Origin of the sequence: Kribbella sp. NPDC049584 (assembly GCF_040675555.1) — a bacterium.
Classification (GTDB): Bacteria; Actinomycetota; Actinomycetes; order Propionibacteriales; family Kribbellaceae; genus Kribbella.
This window is the reverse complement of the sequence record NZ_JBFAPF010000001.1, coordinates 1,301,662-1,322,128: the sequence shown is the minus strand read 5'-3', so window position 1 is coordinate 1,322,128 and position 20,467 is coordinate 1,301,662. Positions and strand designations below refer to the sequence as shown.

Below are 20,467 nucleotides of genomic sequence, written 5' to 3'. Positions count from 1 at the left end.
AGCCGGAGTCGATAGGCTGCGCACATGCTGGAGTTCGTGGTGCGGGTGGTGGGCGTCCTGGTCGCCTTCCTGGTGGCGCCGTTGCTGGTCGGTCAGGCCGAGCACAAGGTGATGGCGCACATGCAGTCACGGCTCGGCCCGATGTACGCCGGCGCGTTCCACGGCTGGGCGCAGCTGGTTGCCGACGGGGTGAAGTTCGTCCAGAAGGAGAGCGTCGTCCCGGCGGCCGCGGACAAGCGCGTCTTCGAGTGGGCCCCGATCGTCGCGATCCTGCCGTACCTCGCCGCGCTCGCCGCGATCCCGCTGGCGCCCGGCATCGTCGGCGCCGACCTGGATTCCGGTCTGTTCTTCGTACTCGCGGTGATGAGCATCGGCGTACTCGGGTCGCTGATGGCGGGCTGGGGCAGCGGCAACAAGTACAGCCTGCTCGGCGGACTCCGGGTCGCGGCGCAGCTGATGAGCTACGAGCTGCCCTTCGTGCTCTCGGCCGCGAGTGTCGCTGTCGCGGCCGGCTCGCTCAGCCTGACCGGCATCGCGCACGCGTGGAACCCGTGGTGGCTGCTCTGGCAGCTGCCGGGCATGATCGTGTTCTTCATCGCGGGTCTCGCCGAGCTCCAGCGGCCGCCGTTCGACATGCCGGTCGCGGACTCCGAAGTGATCTTCGGCCCGTACACGGAGTACACCGGTCTGCGGTTCGCGATGTTCCTGCTCGCCGAGTACGCCGGGATCGTCGTCCTCGCGGGGCTCACAACGGTGCTGTTCCTCGGCGGCTGGAGCGGACCGGGACCTGAATCGATCGGCTGGATCTGGACCATCATGAAGGTCGCGCTGGTCTCGGTCGTGGTGATCTGGGTGCGCGTGTCGTTCCCCCGGATGCGCGCGGACCAGTTGCAGAAGCTTGCCTGGCAGGGCCTGGTGCCGGTGGCGCTGTTCCAGCTCGCGCTCACCGGCATCGGCGTCGTCATCTTCTAGGGCGGCGATCTTCTAGGGCGTGGCCAGCGCCTCGGTCGGCGACAGCCGGGAGGCGCGTACGGCGGGATACAAGCCGGCTAGCGCACCGATCACGAGCGTTGCCACGACTCCACCGGCAAGCGCCCAGACCGGGATCACCGTCAGCCAATTCTGGTACGACGCGTACGCCGCCGTGACCGCGGATCCCAGGGCCGCGCCGCCGACCCCGCCCAGCGCGGACAGCAACAGCGACTCGGTGAGGAACTGGGTGCGGATCTGACCGCGGGTCGCGCCGAGCGACCGGCGCAGGCCGATCTCCGCGCGGCGTTCGAGCACGGAGATCACCATGATGTTGGCAACACCCACGCCGCCGACCAGGAGCGCGACCGCGCCGAGCCCGAGCAGCAGACCGGTGAACGCCTGTCCGGCGGCCTGCTTCGCGGCGAGCGCGTCGGACGGCCGCGAGACCTCGACCTCGTTCGGCGCCTCGGGGTTGGCGGTTGCCCCGAGCACCGATCGGACCGCCGGCACCTGCGCGTCGTCCGACCTCGTGTAGATCGTGGTCGGATGACCGTCGAAGGAGAGCCGACCGGCCGCCGGCCACCCCATCAAGGCTGCGCTGTCGAGCTCGGGTGCCAGCGCGGCGGGCTCGAGAATGCCGAGAACCGTGAACCAGATGTTGCCGATCAGTACCTGGGTGTCCGGCCCCGCCTTGGTGATCCCGAGCCGGTCGGCAGCGCTCGAGCCGAGCACGGTTGCCGGGTACGAGCCGGTGGCCGCGTCGATCCATTTGCCGCTGCGAACGGTCGCGCCGATCGTGTCGAGCAGGTTGGTGCGGGCGGCGTACGCGATGATGCCGTTGGTCTCGACGTCCGGGATCTTGTTGGTCCGGTAGACGGACGTGTCGTCGACTTTGCCGACCGCGGACTCGGCCCGGACCGGGGCGATCCGGCGGACCATCGCTTCGGCCGTGAGTGGTAGTTGGGCCTGCTCACCCGTCAATCGAGTGCCGGGGGCAACCGTCAGAAGGTTGGTGCCCAAGGCATCGAGTTGCCCGTCGAGCTCGGCCCGGGAGGACGACGAGATCCCGACCACGGAGACCATCGCGGCGATCCCGATCGCAATCCCCAACGCGGACAGGAACGCGCGGGTCGGCCGGGTCCGCAGACCGACGGCGCCCACCCGGACAATGTCCGCCAGCTTCAGGGACGCCGGCTTGAGCTCGCCCCTCATGACCTCACCTCCTCGATGATGCGCCCGTCGCGCATGCGGACCTGGCGGGGGAGGGAAGCGGCGATGTCCCGGTCGTGCGTGATGACGACGACCGTCGTACCGGCCGCGTGCAGGTCGCGCAGCAGTTCCATCACGCCGGCGCCGGATGCGGAGTCGAGTGCCCCGGTCGGTTCGTCGGCGAGCAGTACGGCGGGTTCGCCGGCGACCGCTCGCGCGACGGCGACGCGTTGCCGTTCACCACCGGACAGCTCGTGCGGCTCGTGATCCAGCCGATGCCCGAGCCCGACCCGTACGAGTGCGGCCGCGGCGCGCTTGCGTCGTACGGACAGTCGAAGGCCGGAGTAGAGCAGGCCGTCCGCGACGTTGTCCACTGCGCGCACGCCCGCGGCGAGGTGGAACTGCTGGAACACGAAGCCGATCCGCGTCGCGCGCAACGCCGACAGCCCGGCGTCGGAGAGCCGCGCAACGTCGTACCGATCGATGTGGACGGTGCCGGAGGTCGGGCGGTCGAGAGTGCCGAGCACGTTGAGCATCGTGGACTTGCCGGAGCCGGACGGGCCGACGATCGCGACCAGTTCGCCCGCCTCGATCCGCAAGCTGACTCCGCCCAGCGCGTTCACACCGCCCGGGTACACCTTGGTGACCTCGCTCAGCTCGATCACTTCGGGATCCCCACCGTGGTGCCGGCCTTGATTCCGGAACCGCTGATCTCGACCTGACCGCTCGCGAACAACCCGGTCTTAACGGGGACGTAGTGCGAGGTCGTACCGTCGGTGACCTCGACGCCGAACCCGCCCTCGCGGAGCGCGACCAGAGCCGCGACCGGGACGGTCAGCACGTTCTTGCGTTCCGAGGCGGTGAAGGTGACATCAGTTGCCGCTGACGACCAAGCGGCCACGGCCTTTTGGTTGGCGATGGCAACGATCACCTCGACCTTGGTCTCGGGGTCCTTGTCCGGGCTCTCCGCCGGGATGATCACCGTCGACACCTTCTCGATCCGGCCCGGCACGGTCTTGCCGTCAGGCAGCGCTACTGTCACCGCCGTGTTGGGCGTGGCCAGCCGCTGGTCCGCCGCGTCGAGCCGGACCGTGACGGCCCGGGTCGTGCCGGTGTAGGAGAGCACAGGCTGGTTCGGGCCGAGCGGTGTGCCCTCCTGGCCTTGCACGCTGTCGACGCGGATATGACCGGGCGCGAACAGCACGGTACCGAGCTCGACGACCCCGGTCTCGTCGAGGCCGAGATCGTCCTGCCACTCCTCGACGGCTTCGGCGGTGGCGCTGGTGTACTCGTCGTCGACGGTGAATCCCGTGTACCCCATCGCCTTCAGGTTCTGCTCGAGCTGCAGAACATCATTGCCCTCGGCCCCGATCGACAGCTTCCGGTACGCCGGGAGCGCGCCGTACAGCAGGATCGTCGGCTTGTTGTCGATGCTGTAGACGGTGTTCCCGCGACGCAGCTCCTGCCCGCTGTCCGGTACGGCGGTGACCGTGCCGGCAATCCGGCTGACGGCGGAGGACGTCGTACCGAAGCCGAGTTGGCCGTCCTGGGTCTCGGTGTCCTTCAGGGTCTGCTGGGTGACCTTGGTGGTGTTGACCGGCAGAGCTTGTGCCGGCTGGTTCGATGCCTGGCTGGTGTCGCCCCGGTTCACCAGGAACGCGCTCGCCGCGCCCCCAGCGGCCAGGACGACCACAGCCGTGAGTGCCTTCCGCATCACCGCGCCGCCAGGATGCTCTGGCACGCGTCCTGCGCCTTCTGGAAGTCGGGGTCGTCGGCGACGCCCGGGCCGATCATGATGCCGCGCTGGTCCGGCTTCGGGTCCGGGAACTTCTCGACACCGTTCTTCCGCATGCACTCGGCGTACTTGCGGCCGTTCTCCGCCTGCTGCGGATTGGCGCTGCCCTGCGACTGCGGGTCGTACTCACGGCAGGCCTCCATCGCCTTCTGCACCTGCTCCTGGGTGACACCGGAGTTCTTGTCGAACTTCAGCATCGGCCCCTTGCCCGGCTCCGGGTCCGGGACGTTCAGGCCGTTCTCCCGCAGACACTGGGTGAACTTGACTGCCATCTCGTCCTGGCTGAGGCTGGCCGGCGCGCTGCTGGGGGCGGTCGACTGGGCCCCTCCGCTGCCGGAGGCGACCTGAGTGTCGGGCTTGTCCGCTCCACAGCCGGTGATGAGTACGGCCCCCAGTACGGTGATGGCCAGCGCGGTGGCGGCCAGGATGGTCTTGCGCATCGGTGCGCTCCTCTCGTTTCCCCGAAGCCTTCGCCGTACGCCGTTTCCCGGCCGTTTCCGAGCGCGCTAACACGGAAGAAACACGGTCGTCGGGGATCATGGGGTGCGTGCGGGTTCTGGTGGTCGAGGACCAACCGTTGCTGGCGGCAGCGATCGCGGAGTGGCTGCGTGACGAGTCACACGCGGTCGACGTGGCGGGTGACGGCGGTACCGCGCTCGAACGGCTGTCGGTGAACGCGTACGACGTACTCGTGCTGGACCGCGACATCCCGGTCGTGCACGGCGACGAGGTGTGCCGGCAGTTGGTGCAGACCGGGTCGGATACCCGGGTGCTGATGCTGACGGCCGCTGCTGCGGTCACCGACCGGGTGGAGGGGCTCGGGCTCGGTGCGGACGATTACCTGACCAAGCCGTTCGCGTTCGCTGAGCTGGCTGCCCGGGTGCTGGCGTTGGGGCGGCGGAGTCGCCCGGCCGATCCGCCCGTACTGCGACGTGCCGGCGTGACGCTGGATCCGGCGCGGCACGAGGTGTTCCGCGACGGCCGGTACGTGCCCCTGTCGAAGAAGGAGTTCGCCGTACTCGCGGAGCTGCTGCGGGCCGCCGGCGCGACCGTGTCGGCCGAACAACTGCTGGAGAAGGCATGGGACGAGCACGTGGATCCGTTCACCGGGGCGGTGCGGCTGACGATCCTCAAGCTACGCCGCAAGCTGGGCGAGCCGGGGCTGGTCGAGACCGTCACCGGCGTCGGCTACCGCATCCCATGAGGCGGCTGACGCTGCGGGGCCGGCTGACCTTGCTGTACGGCGGGTTGTTCATGGTGGCCGGCGTAGTGCTGCTCGGGGTGACGTATGCGCTGTTCAACGCGAACCTCGGCCAGCAGTACCGCGTGATCGTGAAGGGGACGTATCTCAGTCCAGGGCCTGGTGCTCAGAAGCCACCGCCGCCGAGCAACGACGTCTACGTGATGAACAAGGACGGCGCCGTACTCACCGGGTCGGATGCGGAGAAGGTGCTCGAGCAGCAACGCGAGCAGGTCCGACAGGCGGCGATCAAGTCGTTGCTGATCCAGGGGAGTGTCGCGTTGGTCGTAGTGGGTGGACTGGCGGCGGGATTCGGTTGGCTCGTGGCCGGGCGGGTGCTGGCGCCGCTGCATCGAGTCACCGACACGGCTCGCCGGATCTCCGCTTCACCTGCGGCTTTGCACGAGCGGATTGCGCTCAAGGGGCCTGACGACGAAGTGAAGAATCTGGCCGATGCGTTCGACACGATGGTCGAACGGCTGGACCATTCGTTCGACGGCCAGCGCCGGTTCGTGGCCAATGCGTCGCATGAGCTGCGTACGCCGTTGACGCTCGGCCGGGCACTGGTCGAGGTCGCGATGCACCGGCGTACGGCGTCGGCTGACGTGAAGGAACTGGGCGAGAGCCTGCTGACGATCAACGCGCGACACGAGCAGCTGATAGAGGGCTTGCTGATCCTCGCGGACTCCGAGAAGCAGCTGACGACGGTGTATCCCGTGAACCTGGCTGACGTCGTGACGCACGTTTGCGGTCAGCTGGCGGCTGAGGCGTCGGCGATGGGGGTCGACCTGATCCGCGGCCCGGGCGACGCGCCGACCCGCGGCGACGCTCTTCTGCTGGAACGCCTGGTCCACAACCTCGTGGAGAACGGAATCCGTCACAACACGTCTGGCGGCTGGGTCTGGGCGGTCAGCAAGACGGCCGGGGACCACGTCCAGGTGGTGGTGACGAACACCGGGCCGGAGATTCCGCCGTACGAGGTGGAGAGCCTGTTCAAGCCGTTCTACCGACTGGGCGCCGAGCGGCTGGTCAGCGGGAAGGGCGCCGGGCTCGGGTTGTCGATCGTCCGCTCGGTGGCCGAGGCACACGGCGGGACCGTCACCGCCGTACCGCGAGCCGGAGGCGGTCTGGAAATTACTGTGGAGCTGCCTGTCGATCCGGGCTGAGGCCATTCGTACAGATGACGAGAAGGAGGACACGATGAACCAGTACCTGCTCAGCATCTATCAGCCTGACGGCCCGATCCCCGAGCCCGAGGTCCTGGAGCCGATCCTGCGGGAGCTTCAGGCGTTGAACGAGGAGATGCAGGCGGCCGGCGTCTGGGTGTTCGCCGCCGGCCTGCACCCGCCGGACACCGCGACCGTGCTGAAAGCCCACGGTGACGAGGTTCTGATCACCGACGGCCCGTTCACCGAGGGTAAGGAGCACCTGGGCGGTTTCACCGTCATCCAGGTCGACGACCTCGACGCCGCCCTCCACTGGGCCCGCCGCCTGGCCAAGGTCCTCCGCAACCTGTCCGTAGAAGTCAGACCATTCCAGTCGTGACACCTGATCTGGCCGGGATCTTCCGCGCTGAGCACGGGCGCGCGGTCGCGGTCTTGACGAGGGTCTTCGGCGATCTGGAGATCGCCGAGGACGCCGTACAGGATGCCTTCGCGACGGCGGTGGAGAAATGGCCGGAGAGCGGCGTACCGCCGAGTCCCGCCGGCTGGATCATCACGACCGCCCGGAACCGGGCGATCGACCGCCTGCGCCGCGAGTCCGTACGGGCCGACAAGCAGGCCCAGGCGGCCCAGGCGGCACTGCTGCATGCCCAGGACGAGCCGGAGGAGGTGGGTGCCGTGGACGACGACCGTCTCCGGCTGATCTTCACCTGCTGCCACCCGGCCCTCGCGCTGAACGTCCGCGTCGCGCTCACGCTCCGCATGCTCGGCGGCCTCACCACTACCGAGATCGCGCACGCGTTCCTCGTCCCCGAGCCGACGATGGCGCAACGCCTGGTCCGCGCCAAAGCGAAGATCCGCGCGACCGGCATCCCGTACCGCGTCCCGTACGAGGCCGATCTGCCGGAGCGCGTGCGCGGCGTACTCGCAGTCGTCTACCTGATCTTCAACGAGGGGTACGCCGCCTCGTCGGGCGAGTCGCTGGTCCGCGACGAACTCGCGCTCGAAGCCATCCGCCTCGGCCGGCTGGTGGCTGACCTCATGCCCGACGAACCCGAGGCCGTGGGTCTGCTCGCTCTGATGCTCCTTCAACAAGCCCGCCGCCCCGCGCGGGTCGGGGCCGACGGTGGGCTGATCCGCCTCCGCGAGCAGGACCGCACACTCTGGGACGGCCCGCTGATCGCCGAGGGCCAGGCACTGGTCCGCCAATGCCTGCGCCGCAACCAGCCCGGCCCGTACCAACTCCAGGCAACCATCAACGCCGTCCACGCCGACGCGACCTCGGCCGAGTCGACGGACTGGCGCCAGATCGTCCAGCTGTACGACCACCTCCTGACCCTTGAGCCCTCTCCGGTGGTTGCCCTCAACCGAGCCGTAGCGGTCTCTGAAGTCGATGGCCCCGCTGCGGCTCTGACCCTCGTCGACGCGCTCGACCTCGACACGTACTACCTCTTTCACGCCATCCGAGCTGACCTGCTCAGCCAGCTGGACCGCGCGGACGAGGCGCAGGCGGCGTACAGGCGGGCTCTCTCGCTGACGCCCAACCAGGCGGAACAGAACTTCCTTCGAACCCGTCTGGCGTAAGGTCCACCCGTGCGGGGATTTGAGTTGGTCTGTGAGGTGGAGCCGCCTACCCGGCCCGATCTGAAGCGGGTTCGGCATCAGATCGGGGTGATGAGTCCGATCGCGGACGGGTTCCTGATCCCGGACAATCACATCGGCCGGGCGACCGTGTCCAGCGTCGCGGTGGCCAACGAGGTGCAGTTGATGGGGGCCCGGGGCATCGCTTGCCTCAACTCCCGTGACCGCAACCTGCTCGGCTTCCGCAGAGACCTGCTGACGGCGGCGGCGTACGGCGTGGAGCAGTTCTTGTTCGTCCACGGCGACGAACCCGCGGAAGGTGCCCGGACCAGCCAGCTCACGGTCCGCACGATGATCGAGCAGGCGCGCGACACGACGTACCCCGGCTGCAACCCCTTCCAGGTCGGCGCCGCGACCCGCCTGACGAAGGTTCCGCGCTGGAAGGCCGAGGCCGACTTCTTGTATGTGCAGGTCAGCTACGACCTCGACGAGCTCCTCCGCTGGCGTGAGTCGATCGACCTCGGCATCCCGGTGTACGCCGGGGTGATGGTGCTGGCCTCGGCGAAGATGGCCCAGGACCTCGCCGCCCTGCCCCAGCTCAAGATCCCGCCGGCCCTGATCGAGGCGGTCGACCGGGATCGCGACGCCGGCGTCGACCACGCCTGCGAGCAAATCCTCGCGATCCGTGACTCGGGTGCCTTCGACGGCGTTCATCTGATACCGGTGAGCCGGTACCGGCAGGTTGCCGCCCGGCTCGAGCGCGAGCTTTAGCGCGCCGGATCGGGTCGTGGGAGGCTAGTGTCCTGCTTAGAGACGGGAGGTGGAGCGTGGGGGTGCCGGGTAAGGGACTGGTCGAGGGGCTGAAGGTCACCGCGAGGACGCTGGCCCGTCGGTCTGTCACCGAGCAGTATCCGGATGTCCTGCCGGAGCTGCCGCCGCGCAGTCGTGGTGTGATCGCGCTGATGGAGGAGAACTGCACCTCCTGCATGCTGTGCGCCCGCGAGTGCCCGAGCTGGTGCATCTACATCGACTCGCACACCGAGACCGCGCCGTCGGTCGGTGAGCAGGCGCGGGTGCGCAGCCGGAACGTGCTGGACCGGTTCGCGATCGACTTCAGCCTGTGCATGTACTGCGGGATCTGTATCGAGGCCTGCCCGTTCGACGCGCTGTTCTGGTCGCCGGAGTTCGAGTACGCCGAGACCGACATACGCAACCTGACCCACGAGAAGGACCGCCTCCGCGACTGGATGTGGACCGTGCCCGCGCCGCAACCCATCGACCCCGGCCCGACGACAGAGACCCCCGTCGCGACGGCGGAGACCACCGGCCCGACGCAAGAGGACGAGGCGTGACAACAGCCCTGTTCAGCGTTGCGGGAGCCGTCGCCCTCATCGCCTCGGTCCTGGTCGTGACCTCCCAGCGGATCGTGCACGCCGCGCTGTGGCTGGTCGTCGCGCTCGGGGCGATCGCCGGCTGCTTCGGCGTACTGCATGCGGAGTTCGTCGCGCTGGTGCAGATCCTGGTGTACGTCGGCGCGATCGTCGTCCTCGTGCTGTTCGCGCTGATGTTGACCAAGGCACCGACGAACCCGCTGCCCGGCCTGACGACCGGCCGGAGCCCGTTCGCGGCCGTCGTGGCGGCCGTGCTCGCGCTGATCCTCGGCGCCGGCGTGGTTCTTGCTTTTGGCAACGAGAAGATCAAGCCGGTGGCGGACGGATCCGCCCAGGCCGTGGGAACGCAGGTCTTCAAGACCTGGGTGCTCCCGTTCGAAGTCCTCTCGGTCCTCCTGCTGGCCGCGCTGATCGGCGCGATCGCCCTGTCGGTGCGGAAGAAGGAGGACTGACGTGCCGTTGATCCTCCCGCTGCTGCTGGCCGTCGTGCTGTTCTGCATCGGGGTGTACGGCGTTCTCGCGCGCCGTAACGTGATCACCCTGCTGATGTCGTTCGAGCTGATGCTGAACGCGGTCAACCTGAACCTCGTCGCCTTCGACGCCTGGCGGATCGACGACGCCACCGGTCAGGCGCTGGCCGTCTTCGTGATCACGCTCGCGGCGGCCGAGATCGGTCTCGGCCTGGCGATCGTCCTGCTGCTGTTCCGCGGCCACGGTCACGTTGACGCGGACGCCGCGCGGGACCTCGCCGAACAGGACGATGCCGAACGGGACGAGCTGGTCGAACAGGAGAAGGCCACGTGATCGCCACCGCCTGGCGGGTGGCCGGCGTCGGCTTCTCGCTCCTCGTCGTGCTGGCCGCGGCGCTGCTGTACGGCGTGGACCCGCAGCAGACCAAGGCCGGCGGCGCGATGATCGGCGAGGACTTCTGGTTCTCGTACGAGTTCCGCACCGACGGGCTCACCGTGCTGATGCTCGCCGTCGTCGGTGTCGTCTCCGCCTGCGTCCAGATCTATTCGATCGGCTACGTCCGCGAGCGCATCGCGTCGTACACGGCTCTTGTCACCCTGTTCACCGCGGCGATGGTGACCGTCGTGATCTCGGACAACCTGTTCCTCCTGCTGATCGGCTGGGAGGTGATGGGCGCCTGTTCGTACCTGCTGATCGGTCATTACTGGGAGCGCCGTGACGCCCGGGCCGGTGCGATGAAGGCGTTCCTGATGACGAGGCTCGGCGATGTCGGCTTCCTGTTCGGGATCTTCGTCCTCGGTGTCGGCTACCACACCTTCCGGATCTCCGAGCTCGGCAGCGGCCCGATCGAGCCGCATACGTTGACGATCGGCACGATCCTGCTGCTGGTCGGTGTTATCGGCAAGTCCGCGCAGGTCCCGCTGCAGACCTGGCTTCCCGACGCGATGCCCGGCCCGAGTCCGGTCAGTGCGCTGATCCACGCGGCGACGATGGTTGCCGCGGGTGTCTTCCTGATCGCCCGGCTGTACAGCGTGTTCGTCGAGGCGCGGACCACTCTGACCGTGCTGGCAATTGTGGCCTGCGTGACGATGCTGTTCGCCGCGTCCTGCGCGATGGCGGCCGTGGAAGTGAAGCGGGTGCTGGCCTGGTCGACCGTCAGCCAGTTGGCGATCATGTTCGCCGGGCTCTCGCTCGGTACGCATGACGGTCGACGTGCGGCGCTTTTCCACCTGCTGACGCATGCAGCGTTCAAGGGCCTGCTGTTCCTCTGCGCCGGCGTACTCCTGCACCAGGTCGGCAGCGCCGCCTTCGTCGTACTGCGTCGTTACACCCGCCGCGGTGCCTCGCGGAAACAGTTGCGCGTGACCTTCGTGACGATGACGATCGGCCTCGCGGCGCTGGCCGGCGTACCGGGGTTCGCCGGGTTCTTCTCCAAGGACTCGGTGGTCGAAGCCGCGTGGGAGCAGGCGAAGGACGGTTCGACGGTCGGCTGGATCGTGCTCGTATCTGTCTGCCTGACCGCGGCGATGACGGCGTTCTACTGCGTACGCATGTGGCTGTGGGTGTTCTTCCGTACTCCGGCCCTCGCGGGCGCGGTCGGCGCGTTCGAAGGCGACGACCCGATGGCGCATCTCGACGAGCCCGACGCGAACAAGCTTCGCGACGGGTCGTGGCTGATGCTCGCGCCGATGGTGCTGCTCGCAATCGGCGCGATCGGGCTGGGCTACACCGACGGCGTCCACCTCAACCTGCCGATCGCGCTGATCACGACCGTTCTCGCTGTGCTCGGCGGTTTCGCGGCGTACTCACTCTGGCAGCGGGGCGCTGATCCGCGACCGGTTGTGCTGGAGCATGAGTACGGCGTGGATCCGGCGTACCAGCGACTGTTCGTCGTGCCGGTGGAACGGCTGGCGAAGCTCGCGGTCGGCAACGACCGGGACGTGATCGGTGCCTATGTACGGGCGACCGGGCGGGCCGGCGTACTGGCCTCGCAGGGCTTCCGGAAGCTGCAGACGGGCAACGTGCAGACGTACCTGACCGCGGCCGTGATCGGTGCGGTCGCACTGGCGATCCTGGCGGGGGTGATCGGCTCGTGAGCGAATGGTTGCTGATCGCCCTCATCGCGGTGCCGACGCTGACGGCTGTTGTCTTGTGGGCGTTGCCGGTGGTGACGGCCGATCGTGTCGCGGCGCTGGTCGGGACGGTCGTGTCGGGGGTCCTGCTGGTCGCGTCGTTCGTCCTCTGGTGGGACATGCGCCGCCCGCACTGTCCGTGCACCACCGACCTCGTGGATGTGTACGGCGCGGGGCCGCGGACCTTGCCAGGCAAACTGACGCCGTACGTCGACATCAACGTGCCGTGGATCCCGTCGCTGGGCGTGCGATTCCATCTGGCGGTCGACACGATCTCGCTCCCGCTGATCGCGTTGACGGCGCTGCTGGTCCTGCTCTGCTGCGTGTACTCATTGAAGATCACGCCGCGCATCGGCCGGACCCGCTCGCTGATCGCGCTGCTGCTGGTGATCGAGACCGGGGTGATCGGCACGTTCGCGGCCGCCGACCTAGTGCTGTTCTTCGTGTTCTTCGAGATCGTGCTGATCCCGATGTGGCTGGTGATCGACAGCTGGGGTGACGACCACGATCGGGCCGGCCGTCGGCGCGCTGCGACCACGTTCATCCTGATGACAGTGCTCGGATCGGCCCTGATGCTGCTGGGCTTCCTGCTCATCTATCGGCACGCCGGGACGTTCGATCTGGTGTTCCTCGGGCAGCATCCGATCAAGGGTGGACACGGAGTTCCGCTCGCCGCCGCGATCCTGATCGCGGTCGGGCTCGCGGTGAAGATGCCGCTCTGGCCGTTGCACATCTGGTTGCCGGACGCCCACGCGAAGGCGCCGACGGTCGGCTCGGTGCTGCTGGCCGGCGTACTGCTGAAGCTGGGCAGTTACGGGATGATCCGCATCCTGCTGCCGGTGCTGCCCGACGCGACCGCCACCATCGCGCCGTACCTGGCCGGGTTCTCGGTCGTCGCGATCATCGCCGGGTCGCTGGCCTGTCTGGCTCAGACCGACGTGAAGCGGCTGATCGCTTACTCGAGCGTCGGGCACATGGGCTTCATCGGACTCGGGATCGCGACGATGTCGCCGGAGGGTCTGAACGGCGCCCTGTACGCGAACCTTGCCCACGGCATCATCACCGGCCTGCTGTTCTTCCTGGCCGGCGCGATCAAGGACCGGCACGACACCAGCGACCTGCGGGCGATCGGCCGGGCGCTCTACGCGCGCCTTCCCCGGATCAGCGGGCTGCTCACCTACGCCTGTCTCGCGTCGCTCGGGTTGCCCGGCCTGGCTGGGTTCTGGGGCGAGATGCTTGTCCTGCTGGGCGCCTACCACCCGGCCGATTGGTTGCCTCGAGCCACCTTCGTCGTGCTGATGGTGATCGCCGGGCTCGGCGCCGTGCTGACCGCGGCGTACTTCCTCCGGTTGATCCGCGAGCTGTGCCAAGGTGACCCCGCCGAGAACCCGCCCGCCGCGTTCGCCGTCGACCTGAGCCGGATCGAGTTCGTGACCTTCGTGCCGTTGGTCGTGCTGACCGTGTTCCTCGGCCTCTGGCCCTTCACGTTGCTCAACCAGTGGACGTTCCTATGACGCTGACCTGGACCGATTGGCAGGCGATCGCCGTACCGCTGGTGCTGGCGATCGGCGCGGTGGCGGTGCTGCTGGTCGACAGCTTCTGGAAGAGCGCTTCGGCCGAGTTGCGGCATACCGTCGTCACGCTGCTGACGAGTGCGGTGATCCTGTTCGGGCTCGTGTTCGTGTGGGCGCAGCGAGGCGGCTTCAAGCCCGCGTTCTGCCGGCCGGCGGTCGAAGGGCCGGCGGAGTGCAGCTTCGTGTTCGAGCCGTTGACGGCCGGGTTGTGGGCGGTGCTGCTGGTCGGCGGGCTCGGCGTGGTGGGCCTGTCGACGTACCGGCTCCTGGCCTCGGACGTGCCGATCGGTGAGTACCACTTCCTGCTGCTGAGCGCGCTGACCGGCGCGACCGTACTGGCGGGCGCGCGGGATCTCGCGACGCTGGTGATCGCGCTCGAGGTGGTGTCGCTGCCGAGCTTCGCGATGGTCGGACTCCGGCGGAACCGGCGCGGGTCCGAGGGCGCGATGAAGGCGTTCCTGGTGTCGGTGCTGTCGACCGCCGTGATGCTCTTCGGCGTCTCCTACTTGTACGGCGTGACCGGCTCGCTCTACCTGACCACGATCGCGAACCGGCTGACGGGTCTCGATCCCGACCTCGGGCGGGTGGCGTTCGCGGCCGGGCTGTTCGTGATCGTCGGGTTCGCGTTCAAGATCGCGGCGGTGCCGTTCCACGCCTGGTTGCCGGACACGTACGTCGGAGCGCCGATCGAGGTCACCACGTTCCTTGCGGTCGTCTCGAAGTCGGCCGGCGTCGCCGGACTGCTCGTGCTGGTGACGGCCGGGATCGCGCCGGACGGCTCGCACCTGCGGACCGTGATCGCGATCCTCGCGGCTCTCACGATGACGGTCGGGAACCTCGCCGCGCTGCGTCAGGTCGAGGCGGTCCGGCTGCTCGCGTGGTCCTCGATCGGTCAGGTTGGCTTCCTGCTCGCGCCGTTGGCCGTCGGCGATGCGCAGGCGGTCGTCGGGTACCTGGCGGCGTATGTCGTGGTCACGCTCGGCGCGTTCGGAGCGGTAGCCGTCGTACAGCGTCATCGCCCCAGCGGGCTGTTGACCGACTATCGCGGCATGGTCCGCTCCGAGCCCGGTCTCGCCGCGGCGCTGATCTTCTTCCTGGTCGTTCTCGCCGGTCTGCCGCCGGGTCTGGCGGGCCTGTTCACGAAGTTCGCCGCCTTCCAGGCCGTCATCGAGGCACACCTCGGCTGGCTGGCGATCGTGATGGCCATCAACGTGATGATCGGACTCGCCGTCTACCTCCGCTGGGTCGCCGAACTCTTCCGGCTGCCCGCCGACGACCCGTTCTCGGTAGACATCGAAACCCCAGCCGTCGCGATGCTCTCCCTGTTCGCAGCCCTGACCGCGGTCGTCTCAGTCCTCCCCAGCGTCCTCTTCGCGCTGGCGACTTAGGAAGTCTTCGTACTGCGACCACACGCGGCGCCAGAGCTGGTTGCGATCGGTGGCGCTGTAGTGGGGGAGCGGGAGGTGGAAGATGTCGGCCAGGGCAGTGAAGTAGTCGGTCGGGTTTTCGAGCAGGGTGTTGTCGACCCGGTCGGCGAAGGTCTCGCTCAGCCCGACAGAGCGGAGTACGACGACGGATTTCGGCGTACGACGGAACGCGGACGCGAGTCGCACGAAAGGTGACGTGGGCTCGGTCGACAAACGGGCGTGCTGGTCGGCGAAGGCGTCCAGCCCGACCGGCGCCGACTCGAAGTCCATGCCGATGAGATTTGCGCGCGGGTCGTGGTCGAGGCGCCAGCCGTCGGTCAGCTCCGACGGACGCAGGCGCAGCGTGAACGGATACTGATACGCCTCTCCGACCTCCAGCGGCATCGGCTGACGCAACCCATCACCGAGACCGACGTCGACCAGCCAGACGCGGTCCGGGTCCTCGATCAGTCCGGTCACCGTGAGGACCATGTGGCTGGCGTCGACGCCGCCGGGACGGTTGGCCGTTTGTACGCCGCCGCGGTTCATCCGCACGCCGTACCCGAGCTCCGTCAGCAGTAGCGCGAACGACCCGTTCAGCTGGAAGCAGTACCCGCCGGCTTCCCGCGTGATCATCCGCTTCACCACGTCCTCCGGCTCCAGCGGACCACCCGGCGTCAGCTGGTACTGGATGGACTCGTACGGCACCTGATCGACGAACGCCTCGTGCAGTCGCGTCAACGCCTCCAGCCGCGGCGGGCCGTCGTACTCGTCGAGTCCGATCCGTTGCAGGAACGCCGTGGTATCCATGCGCCTTAGGCTAGGCGAGGTGATCGCCGTCCTCGACCGACCAGCAGGTCCACGACCTCGGCTGGGGCAGCGCGCTCTACGGTTTGGACAGAGGTGTGCCGGAAAGCCGCCGACCTGGCAGGGTAGGGCTCATGACTTCTGAGCGGATCTATGTCGGGAGCTACACCAGTCAGGCCGGCGGCGGGGACGGGATCGCATTCGGCACGTTGGACGGGCTGCAGACTGTCGCGACGATCGCCGACCCGTCGTTCCTGGTCAGGTCCGCGGACGGGCGGTTCCTCTACTCGACCGACGAGGAGGACAACGGCCGGATCGCCGCGTTCGCGATCCAGCCGGACGGCGGCCTCGAGCTGCTCAACCAGCAGCCGACCGGCGGCATGCACCCCTGCCATGTGGACGTCGACCCGTCCGGCCGGTTCGTCCTGTCGGCCAACTACACGTCCGGGTCCGTCGCCGTCCACCCGATCAACGAGGACGGCTCGCTCGGCGAGAGGGCGTACTTCCTTCAGCGCTCCGGGACCGGACCGAATGCCGAGCGTCAGGAAGGTCCGCACGCGCATCAGATCGCGTTCGACCCGGCCGGTGACTACGTGTTCGACGTCGACCTCGGGTCCGACACCGTGTACTCGTCGACGCTCACCGAGGACGGGCAGTTGGAGGAGGTCGACCGGCTGCACATCCACCCGGGTGCGGGACCGCGGCACGTCGTGTTCCACCCGACGGCGGGCGCGGCGTACGTCATCAACGAGCTCGACTCGACGCTGACCGTCTGCAGCTACGCCGCCGGGAAGCTGCAGACCGTGCAGACCGCCTCGACGAGGCCGGCCGACTCGCCGGGGGAGAACTTCCCGGCCGAGTTGCTGATCTCCGCCGACGGCCGGTACCTGTACGGCTCGAACCGCGGCGACAACACCATCGCGGTCTTCGCGACCGCGGCCGACGGCCTGTCGGTGGAACTGGTGCAGACCATCGGCTCCGGCGGCGACTGGCCGCGACACCTTGCCTTCAGCAACGACGGACGGACGCTGTACGCCGCCAACGAGCGCTCGGACCAGATCGCGACGTTCGGCATCGCCGACGACGGCCGGCTGACCGCTACAGGTGAGCCGGTCAGCTGGCCGAAGCCGGTGTGCATCCTGCCGGTGTAGGTCCTAGACGAGCTTCTCGAAGAAGAACTCGTGCTTGAGGAACGACACGTCGTACTCGTGACCCGGGTACGGCGGGTTCAGCTGCGACGCCTGGAACAGACGCCAGCCGTCCTTGAGCGCGTCCAGTCCGGTCGTGTACGGCGGCTCGTCGGAGTCACCCGTGGTGGGGTGGGTCTCGCCCGTGCCGTCGTACGTCGACCAGCCGACCACGCGCGCGTCCAGCGCGGAGGAGGCCAGGTAGAGGACCAGCACCTGCTGGCGCAGACCAGTCCGGAGCGGGGTCTCTGCGGTGGCGGTCATACCATCTCCTTCTTGACCTTGGCGTGCGGGTTGTTGGCGCGGTCGGTGATGACGCGCTGCGGCCGGTTCGAGACGCGGGTGACCCAGTAGTTCGGGTCGTAGGTGTCATCACCGCTGATCGCCCGCCACAGCACGATGCGGTTGTACTTCTCCAGCCGGCCGGTAGCGTTCTCGTACCAGGGGAAGTTCTGCTCGAGCTCGGCCGCGACCGCGTCGTCGTACAGGTCGTCGGTGTTCCAGAGCCGGACCTGCCGGACGGTCGGGTTGAACCGGATCTTGAACATGTAGCGGTCCAGGTCGCTGTCGTTCTTGCGACCGCCGTGCCAGATGCCGTGGTGCAGGAACTGGACGGTGCCGGCCGGGCAGACCAGTCGGGTCTGGCCGAGCAGGTTCTGGTAGCGGCCGGTGTCGGACTCGTTGGTCCGGCGCAGGTGGCTGCCGGGAACGCTGAGCGTGCCGCCCATCTCGAGCGTCACGTCCTGCGGGTAGTACATGAGTTGTACGTCGAAGGCGTCGGTGCGAACGTCGATGATCGCGTCACCGTGCAGGTTCTGCGCCTCGCCCTCGTGCGCCTTGCGGATGTGCACGGCGTGGTGGTCGACGGTCGGCTCGGGGCCGACCAGGCTGTGGATGGCGCCGGCGACCTCCGGCAACTCCACCAGCCGCTGGACGAAGTCGCTGTCCACGAACGCCTCGGACAACGGAGTGCCGTACGGGACGGCCGGCACCCCGGCTTTCAGGACCTCGATCGCCTGCTGGTTCATGTCGTCCGGTACGACGGCGTCCATCCGGAGCGCGCCGGTGGCCACGAAATGCGCCATCTGTACCGAGGTGAGCAGGTGCTTGCGATGCGGATGGGGCATCAAGACTCCCATGGTGGGTAGTGGTTACTACTCCTCCAGCGTAAGTTTGGACAGCGTTGTCTCGCGTGGGCTGTGATCACCACTAGTGGTAATTTCTCACCATGATCGAGCTGCATCTGGCCAGTCCGCCCGAGGTGGTGAACGTCGGCGCGGGGATCCACGGGGTGCGCAAGCGCAGGGATGTCTTCCGCCTGCCGGACCTCTGGCAGCTGCACGTCTACAACTACACGGCCGACCTGACCGTCGACGGCACCACCTACGCCGTCACGCCGGGCTGCGTCTCTCTCACACCCGCGGGGGCGTCGGTGCAGTTCGACTACCTGGGCCGTTCGGAACACCTGTACGCCCACTTCCGCCCGCGTGTGTCCGGCCAGCCGTCGCATGTCCCCGTCGTACAGGACGCGGCTGCGATTGCGCCCCTGCTCTCCACGCTGCTGCGGTCCGCCATCGAATCCTCCCCGTCCGGCTCCGGCCGCACCACCGCCGAGGTCTGGACCGCGTTGTGGCGCATCGCCGACCTCACGCCGGCCACGACCGAGACCGGGCATCCAGCCGTCGCGGCCGCCGTCGCCTACATCGAGGCGAACCTCGCCCAACCGCTGACCGTGCCCGCGCTGGCCCGGCTGGCCGGTGTCTCGCACAACCACCTGACCCGGCTCTTCCAGCACGAGACCGGTCAGACGGTCATCGCCTACATCCGCACCCGCCGGATGAACCGCGCCCGCCACCTGCTGGTGTCGTCCACGTTGTCCATCCCCGCGGTGGCCGCATCGGTGGGGATCCCTGACCTGCAGGCCTTCAACAAGACCTGCCACCGCGAGCTCGGCGCGTCGCCGCGCGCGGTGCGTAATGCGGTGGCCGGAGCGGGGGCGGCGGGCTAGCGTTCCAGGCATGTATGAGCTGATCCCGGTCGCCGACGCCCCGCAGTACGACGAGGAGGCCGAGCGGCGCTTCGTCGAGGAGTGGCCGGAGTTCATCTTCCACGACGAGGGCGTGAAGCCGTACCGGGAGCGGCGCGTGCAGTACTTCCCGCAGTGGGAGTTCTATCTCGTGTCGTCCGACGAGCGGCTGATCGCGGGGTGCTGGGGAGTGCCGATCGCGTGGGACGGGACGGTCGCCGATCTGCCCGGTGGGTTCACGGACTCGCTGGCGCGCGCGGTGACGTCGTACGAGGAAGGCGTCGTACCCAACACCTTCGTGCTGATGGCGGCCGCCGTACGCTCCGACGAACAGGGCCAGGGCCACGCCGGCCGCGTGATCACGGCCGTCCGCGACCGTGCGATCGCCGGCGGCCTCCCGCAGGTCATCGCGCCGGTCCGCCCTACCCTGAAGTCGCGCTACCCGCTGACTCCGATCGAAACCTTCATGACCTGGACCCGTTCCGATGGTCTGCCCCTGGACCCCTGGCTCCGCACGCACGTCCGCCTCGGCGCGACTCTGCTCGCCCCGGCGCCCGCGTCGCAGACCATGACCGGCACGGTCGCCGAATGGGAGAAGTGGACGTCGATGCTGTTCCCGTCGTCCGGCACCTACACGATCCCTTCCGGCCTGACGACTCTCGAGGTCGACCGCGACGCCGACCTCGGCACGTACGTGGAGCCTAACATCTGGCTCCGCCACGCCTAGGCCGTATTGGCGACGGGGAACGCCGTAGCGACGGCGGCGGTGCGGCTGTTCACGCCGAGGCGCTCGTAGATGTTCTCCAGGTGCTTGCGAACGGTGCCCTCGGCAACGAATAGCCGGCGGGCGATCTGGGTGTTGCTGTGCCCGGCCGCGACCAGACGTAGCAGCTCCCACTGGCGACTGGTCAGATCGGGGATGCCGGCCCGACGGCGCTCTAGGTCGCGGCGGATGTCGACCAGGTGCGGCCGGAGCAGCTGAAGCATCAACCGCTCACGCTCCGAGAAACCAGGTCCGTCGGTCCGGAACAGGAGCAACCGGCGGTCCTCACCGTCGTGCTCGGGGAACGGCACTGCGATCTCGCTGTGTACCCCGTGCATCCGATCCCACAGGCCCTCCTCGCTGTTCACCAGTTGACGCGAGGACAGGTAGTCGGACAGCATCCAGACGCTTTCGTGGTCACCGGTCTGCTGGGGCCGACTGCAGGTCTTGTGCCGCCAGTACAACTGCCAGAACAGGTCGTCCCATTCGTCTTCCGTCTCCAGCGGCAGGGTGGTCAGCTCCTCCAGGCCGATGAAGACGCGGTCGTGCGGCCGGCTCACCTGGAACGTGATGTCGTCGGCCGGGATCAGCTCGCGGAGCGCACGGAGTACCTCCCGCGGGAACTCCTGCCCGGCGCCGCCCCACCGCTGGTGATCGACGACGTCGAGCATGCGGCGCAGATCGCGTTCGGTGACTGTCAACTGTTCCATGGCTTCCTCCCCCTGGAATTCAGCCTAGGCCCGATCCCGC

General features: G+C 68.3%; 22 protein-coding genes and 1 pseudogene. 15 read left to right on the top strand and 8 right to left on the bottom strand.

Annotated elements, in window-relative coordinates; translation table 11 throughout:
- Positions 1-24: 24 nt before the first annotated feature.
- A complete protein-coding gene (locus AB0J62_RS06650) occupies positions 25-972 on the top strand; it encodes a complex I subunit 1 family protein (protein ID WP_363865095.1) in 948 nt (315 codons plus the stop codon).
- Between the two features lie 12 nt (positions 973-984).
- On the opposite strand, the gene AB0J62_RS06645 is transcribed toward AB0J62_RS06650, so the two are convergent.
- The 4 genes from AB0J62_RS06645 to AB0J62_RS06630 are packed head-to-tail and all read right to left on the bottom strand — an operon-like array spanning position 985 to position 4,416.
- The gene (locus AB0J62_RS06645; RefSeq protein ID WP_363865093.1) at positions 985-2,184 is read right to left on the bottom strand and encodes an ABC transporter permease; all 1,200 of its coding nucleotides are present in this window, start codon (positions 2,182-2,184) and stop codon (positions 985-987) included.
- The gene (locus tag AB0J62_RS06640) at positions 2,181-2,846 is read right to left on the bottom strand and encodes an ABC transporter ATP-binding protein (protein WP_363865091.1); all 666 of its coding nucleotides are present in this window, start codon (positions 2,844-2,846) and stop codon (positions 2,181-2,183) included. The genes AB0J62_RS06645 and AB0J62_RS06640 overlap by 4 nt, the downstream gene beginning before the upstream one ends.
- Positions 2,843-3,922, bottom strand: coding sequence for a peptidoglycan-binding domain-containing protein (locus AB0J62_RS06635; RefSeq protein WP_363865089.1), 1,080 nt, complete (start codon positions 3,920-3,922; stop codon positions 2,843-2,845). Before AB0J62_RS06635 ends, AB0J62_RS06640 begins: the two co-directional genes overlap by 4 nt.
- Positions 3,895-4,416 (bottom strand): hypothetical protein, encoded by a 522-nt coding sequence (locus AB0J62_RS06630; protein WP_363865087.1) that lies wholly within the window; start codon positions 4,414-4,416, stop codon positions 3,895-3,897. The genes AB0J62_RS06635 and AB0J62_RS06630 overlap by 28 nt, the downstream gene beginning before the upstream one ends.
- 107 nt (positions 4,417-4,523) lie before the next feature.
- Here AB0J62_RS06630 and AB0J62_RS06625 point away from each other — a divergent pair, with 107 nt between their 5' ends.
- From AB0J62_RS06625 to AB0J62_RS06575, 11 genes and pseudogenes are all read left to right on the top strand, one after another.
- On the top strand, positions 4,524-5,180 hold the full coding sequence (locus AB0J62_RS06625) for a response regulator transcription factor (protein WP_363865085.1): 657 nt from the start codon (positions 4,524-4,526) through the stop codon (positions 5,178-5,180).
- Entirely contained in the window at positions 5,177-6,382 is a 1,206-nt protein-coding gene (locus tag AB0J62_RS06620; protein WP_363865083.1) for a HAMP domain-containing sensor histidine kinase, read from the top strand. The genes AB0J62_RS06625 and AB0J62_RS06620 overlap by 4 nt, the downstream gene beginning before the upstream one ends.
- A 34-nt stretch (positions 6,383-6,416) precedes the next feature.
- A complete protein-coding gene (locus AB0J62_RS06615; protein WP_363865081.1) occupies positions 6,417-6,761 on the top strand; it encodes a YciI family protein in 345 nt (114 codons plus the stop codon).
- Positions 6,758-7,963, top strand: a complete 1,206-nt coding sequence (locus AB0J62_RS06610) for an RNA polymerase sigma factor (protein ID WP_363865079.1) — start codon at positions 6,758-6,760, stop codon at positions 7,961-7,963. The genes AB0J62_RS06615 and AB0J62_RS06610 overlap by 4 nt, the downstream gene beginning before the upstream one ends.
- 90 nt (positions 7,964-8,053) lie before the next feature.
- Positions 8,054-8,731, top strand: coding sequence for a methylenetetrahydrofolate reductase (locus AB0J62_RS06605; protein ID WP_363865077.1), 678 nt, complete (start codon positions 8,054-8,056; stop codon positions 8,729-8,731).
- Between the two features lie 191 nt (positions 8,732-8,922).
- A pseudogene (locus AB0J62_RS06600) lies at positions 8,923-9,144 on the top strand (4Fe-4S binding protein); the annotation flags it as partial.
- A gap of 164 nt (positions 9,145-9,308) precedes the next feature.
- Positions 9,309-9,803 (top strand): NADH-quinone oxidoreductase subunit J, encoded by a 495-nt coding sequence (locus tag AB0J62_RS06595; protein WP_363865075.1) that lies wholly within the window; start codon positions 9,309-9,311, stop codon positions 9,801-9,803.
- Position 9,804: 1 nt separating this feature from the next.
- The gene (gene nuoK, locus AB0J62_RS06590) at positions 9,805-10,155 is read left to right on the top strand and encodes an NADH-quinone oxidoreductase subunit NuoK (protein WP_363865073.1); all 351 of its coding nucleotides are present in this window, start codon (positions 9,805-9,807) and stop codon (positions 10,153-10,155) included.
- Entirely contained in the window at positions 10,152-11,918 is a 1,767-nt protein-coding gene (locus AB0J62_RS06585) for an NADH-quinone oxidoreductase subunit L (protein WP_363865071.1), read from the top strand. Before nuoK ends, AB0J62_RS06585 begins: the two co-directional genes overlap by 4 nt.
- Positions 11,915-13,468: an NADH-quinone oxidoreductase subunit M gene (locus AB0J62_RS06580; protein WP_363865069.1), complete on the top strand. Its 1,554-nt coding sequence runs from the start codon at positions 11,915-11,917 to the stop codon at positions 13,466-13,468. Before AB0J62_RS06585 ends, AB0J62_RS06580 begins: the two co-directional genes overlap by 4 nt.
- Positions 13,465-14,916, top strand: coding sequence for an NADH-quinone oxidoreductase subunit N (locus AB0J62_RS06575; protein WP_363865068.1), 1,452 nt, complete (start codon positions 13,465-13,467; stop codon positions 14,914-14,916). The genes AB0J62_RS06580 and AB0J62_RS06575 overlap by 4 nt, the downstream gene beginning before the upstream one ends.
- Here AB0J62_RS06575 and AB0J62_RS06570 read toward each other — a convergent pair.
- Positions 14,878-15,744 (bottom strand): arylamine N-acetyltransferase, encoded by an 867-nt coding sequence (locus AB0J62_RS06570; RefSeq protein ID WP_363865067.1) that lies wholly within the window; start codon positions 15,742-15,744, stop codon positions 14,878-14,880. The two genes, AB0J62_RS06575 and AB0J62_RS06570, sit on opposite strands and share 39 nt — an antisense overlap.
- 131 nt (positions 15,745-15,875) lie before the next feature.
- On the opposite strand from AB0J62_RS06570, the gene AB0J62_RS06565 reads away from it, so the two are divergent.
- Positions 15,876-16,892, top strand: a complete 1,017-nt coding sequence (locus AB0J62_RS06565; RefSeq protein WP_363865066.1) for a lactonase family protein — start codon at positions 15,876-15,878, stop codon at positions 16,890-16,892.
- 3 nt (positions 16,893-16,895) lie between these two features.
- On the opposite strand, the gene AB0J62_RS06560 is transcribed toward AB0J62_RS06565, so the two are convergent.
- Positions 16,896-17,192 carry a hypothetical protein gene (locus AB0J62_RS06560; protein ID WP_363865064.1) on the bottom strand — a complete coding sequence of 99 codons (297 nt, stop codon included), beginning with the start codon at positions 17,190-17,192 and terminating at the stop codon, positions 16,896-16,898.
- Positions 17,189-18,055 (bottom strand): phytanoyl-CoA dioxygenase family protein, encoded by an 867-nt coding sequence (locus tag AB0J62_RS06555; RefSeq protein WP_202871873.1) that lies wholly within the window; start codon positions 18,053-18,055, stop codon positions 17,189-17,191. The genes AB0J62_RS06560 and AB0J62_RS06555 overlap by 4 nt, the downstream gene beginning before the upstream one ends.
- Positions 18,056-18,156: 101 nt before the next feature.
- Here AB0J62_RS06555 and AB0J62_RS06550 point away from each other — a divergent pair, with 101 nt between their 5' ends.
- Both AB0J62_RS06550 and AB0J62_RS06545 read left to right on the top strand, forming a co-directional pair.
- Positions 18,157-18,936, top strand: a complete 780-nt coding sequence (locus tag AB0J62_RS06550; RefSeq protein WP_363865062.1) for an AraC family transcriptional regulator — start codon at positions 18,157-18,159, stop codon at positions 18,934-18,936.
- 10 nt (positions 18,937-18,946) lie between these two features.
- Positions 18,947-19,681, top strand: coding sequence for a hypothetical protein (locus tag AB0J62_RS06545; protein WP_363865060.1), 735 nt, complete (start codon positions 18,947-18,949; stop codon positions 19,679-19,681).
- On the opposite strand, the gene AB0J62_RS06540 is transcribed toward AB0J62_RS06545, so the two are convergent.
- On the bottom strand, positions 19,678-20,427 hold the full coding sequence (locus AB0J62_RS06540) for a response regulator transcription factor (RefSeq protein ID WP_363865058.1): 750 nt from the start codon (positions 20,425-20,427) through the stop codon (positions 19,678-19,680). The two genes, AB0J62_RS06545 and AB0J62_RS06540, sit on opposite strands and share 4 nt — an antisense overlap.
- Positions 20,428-20,467 lie beyond the last annotated feature (40 nt).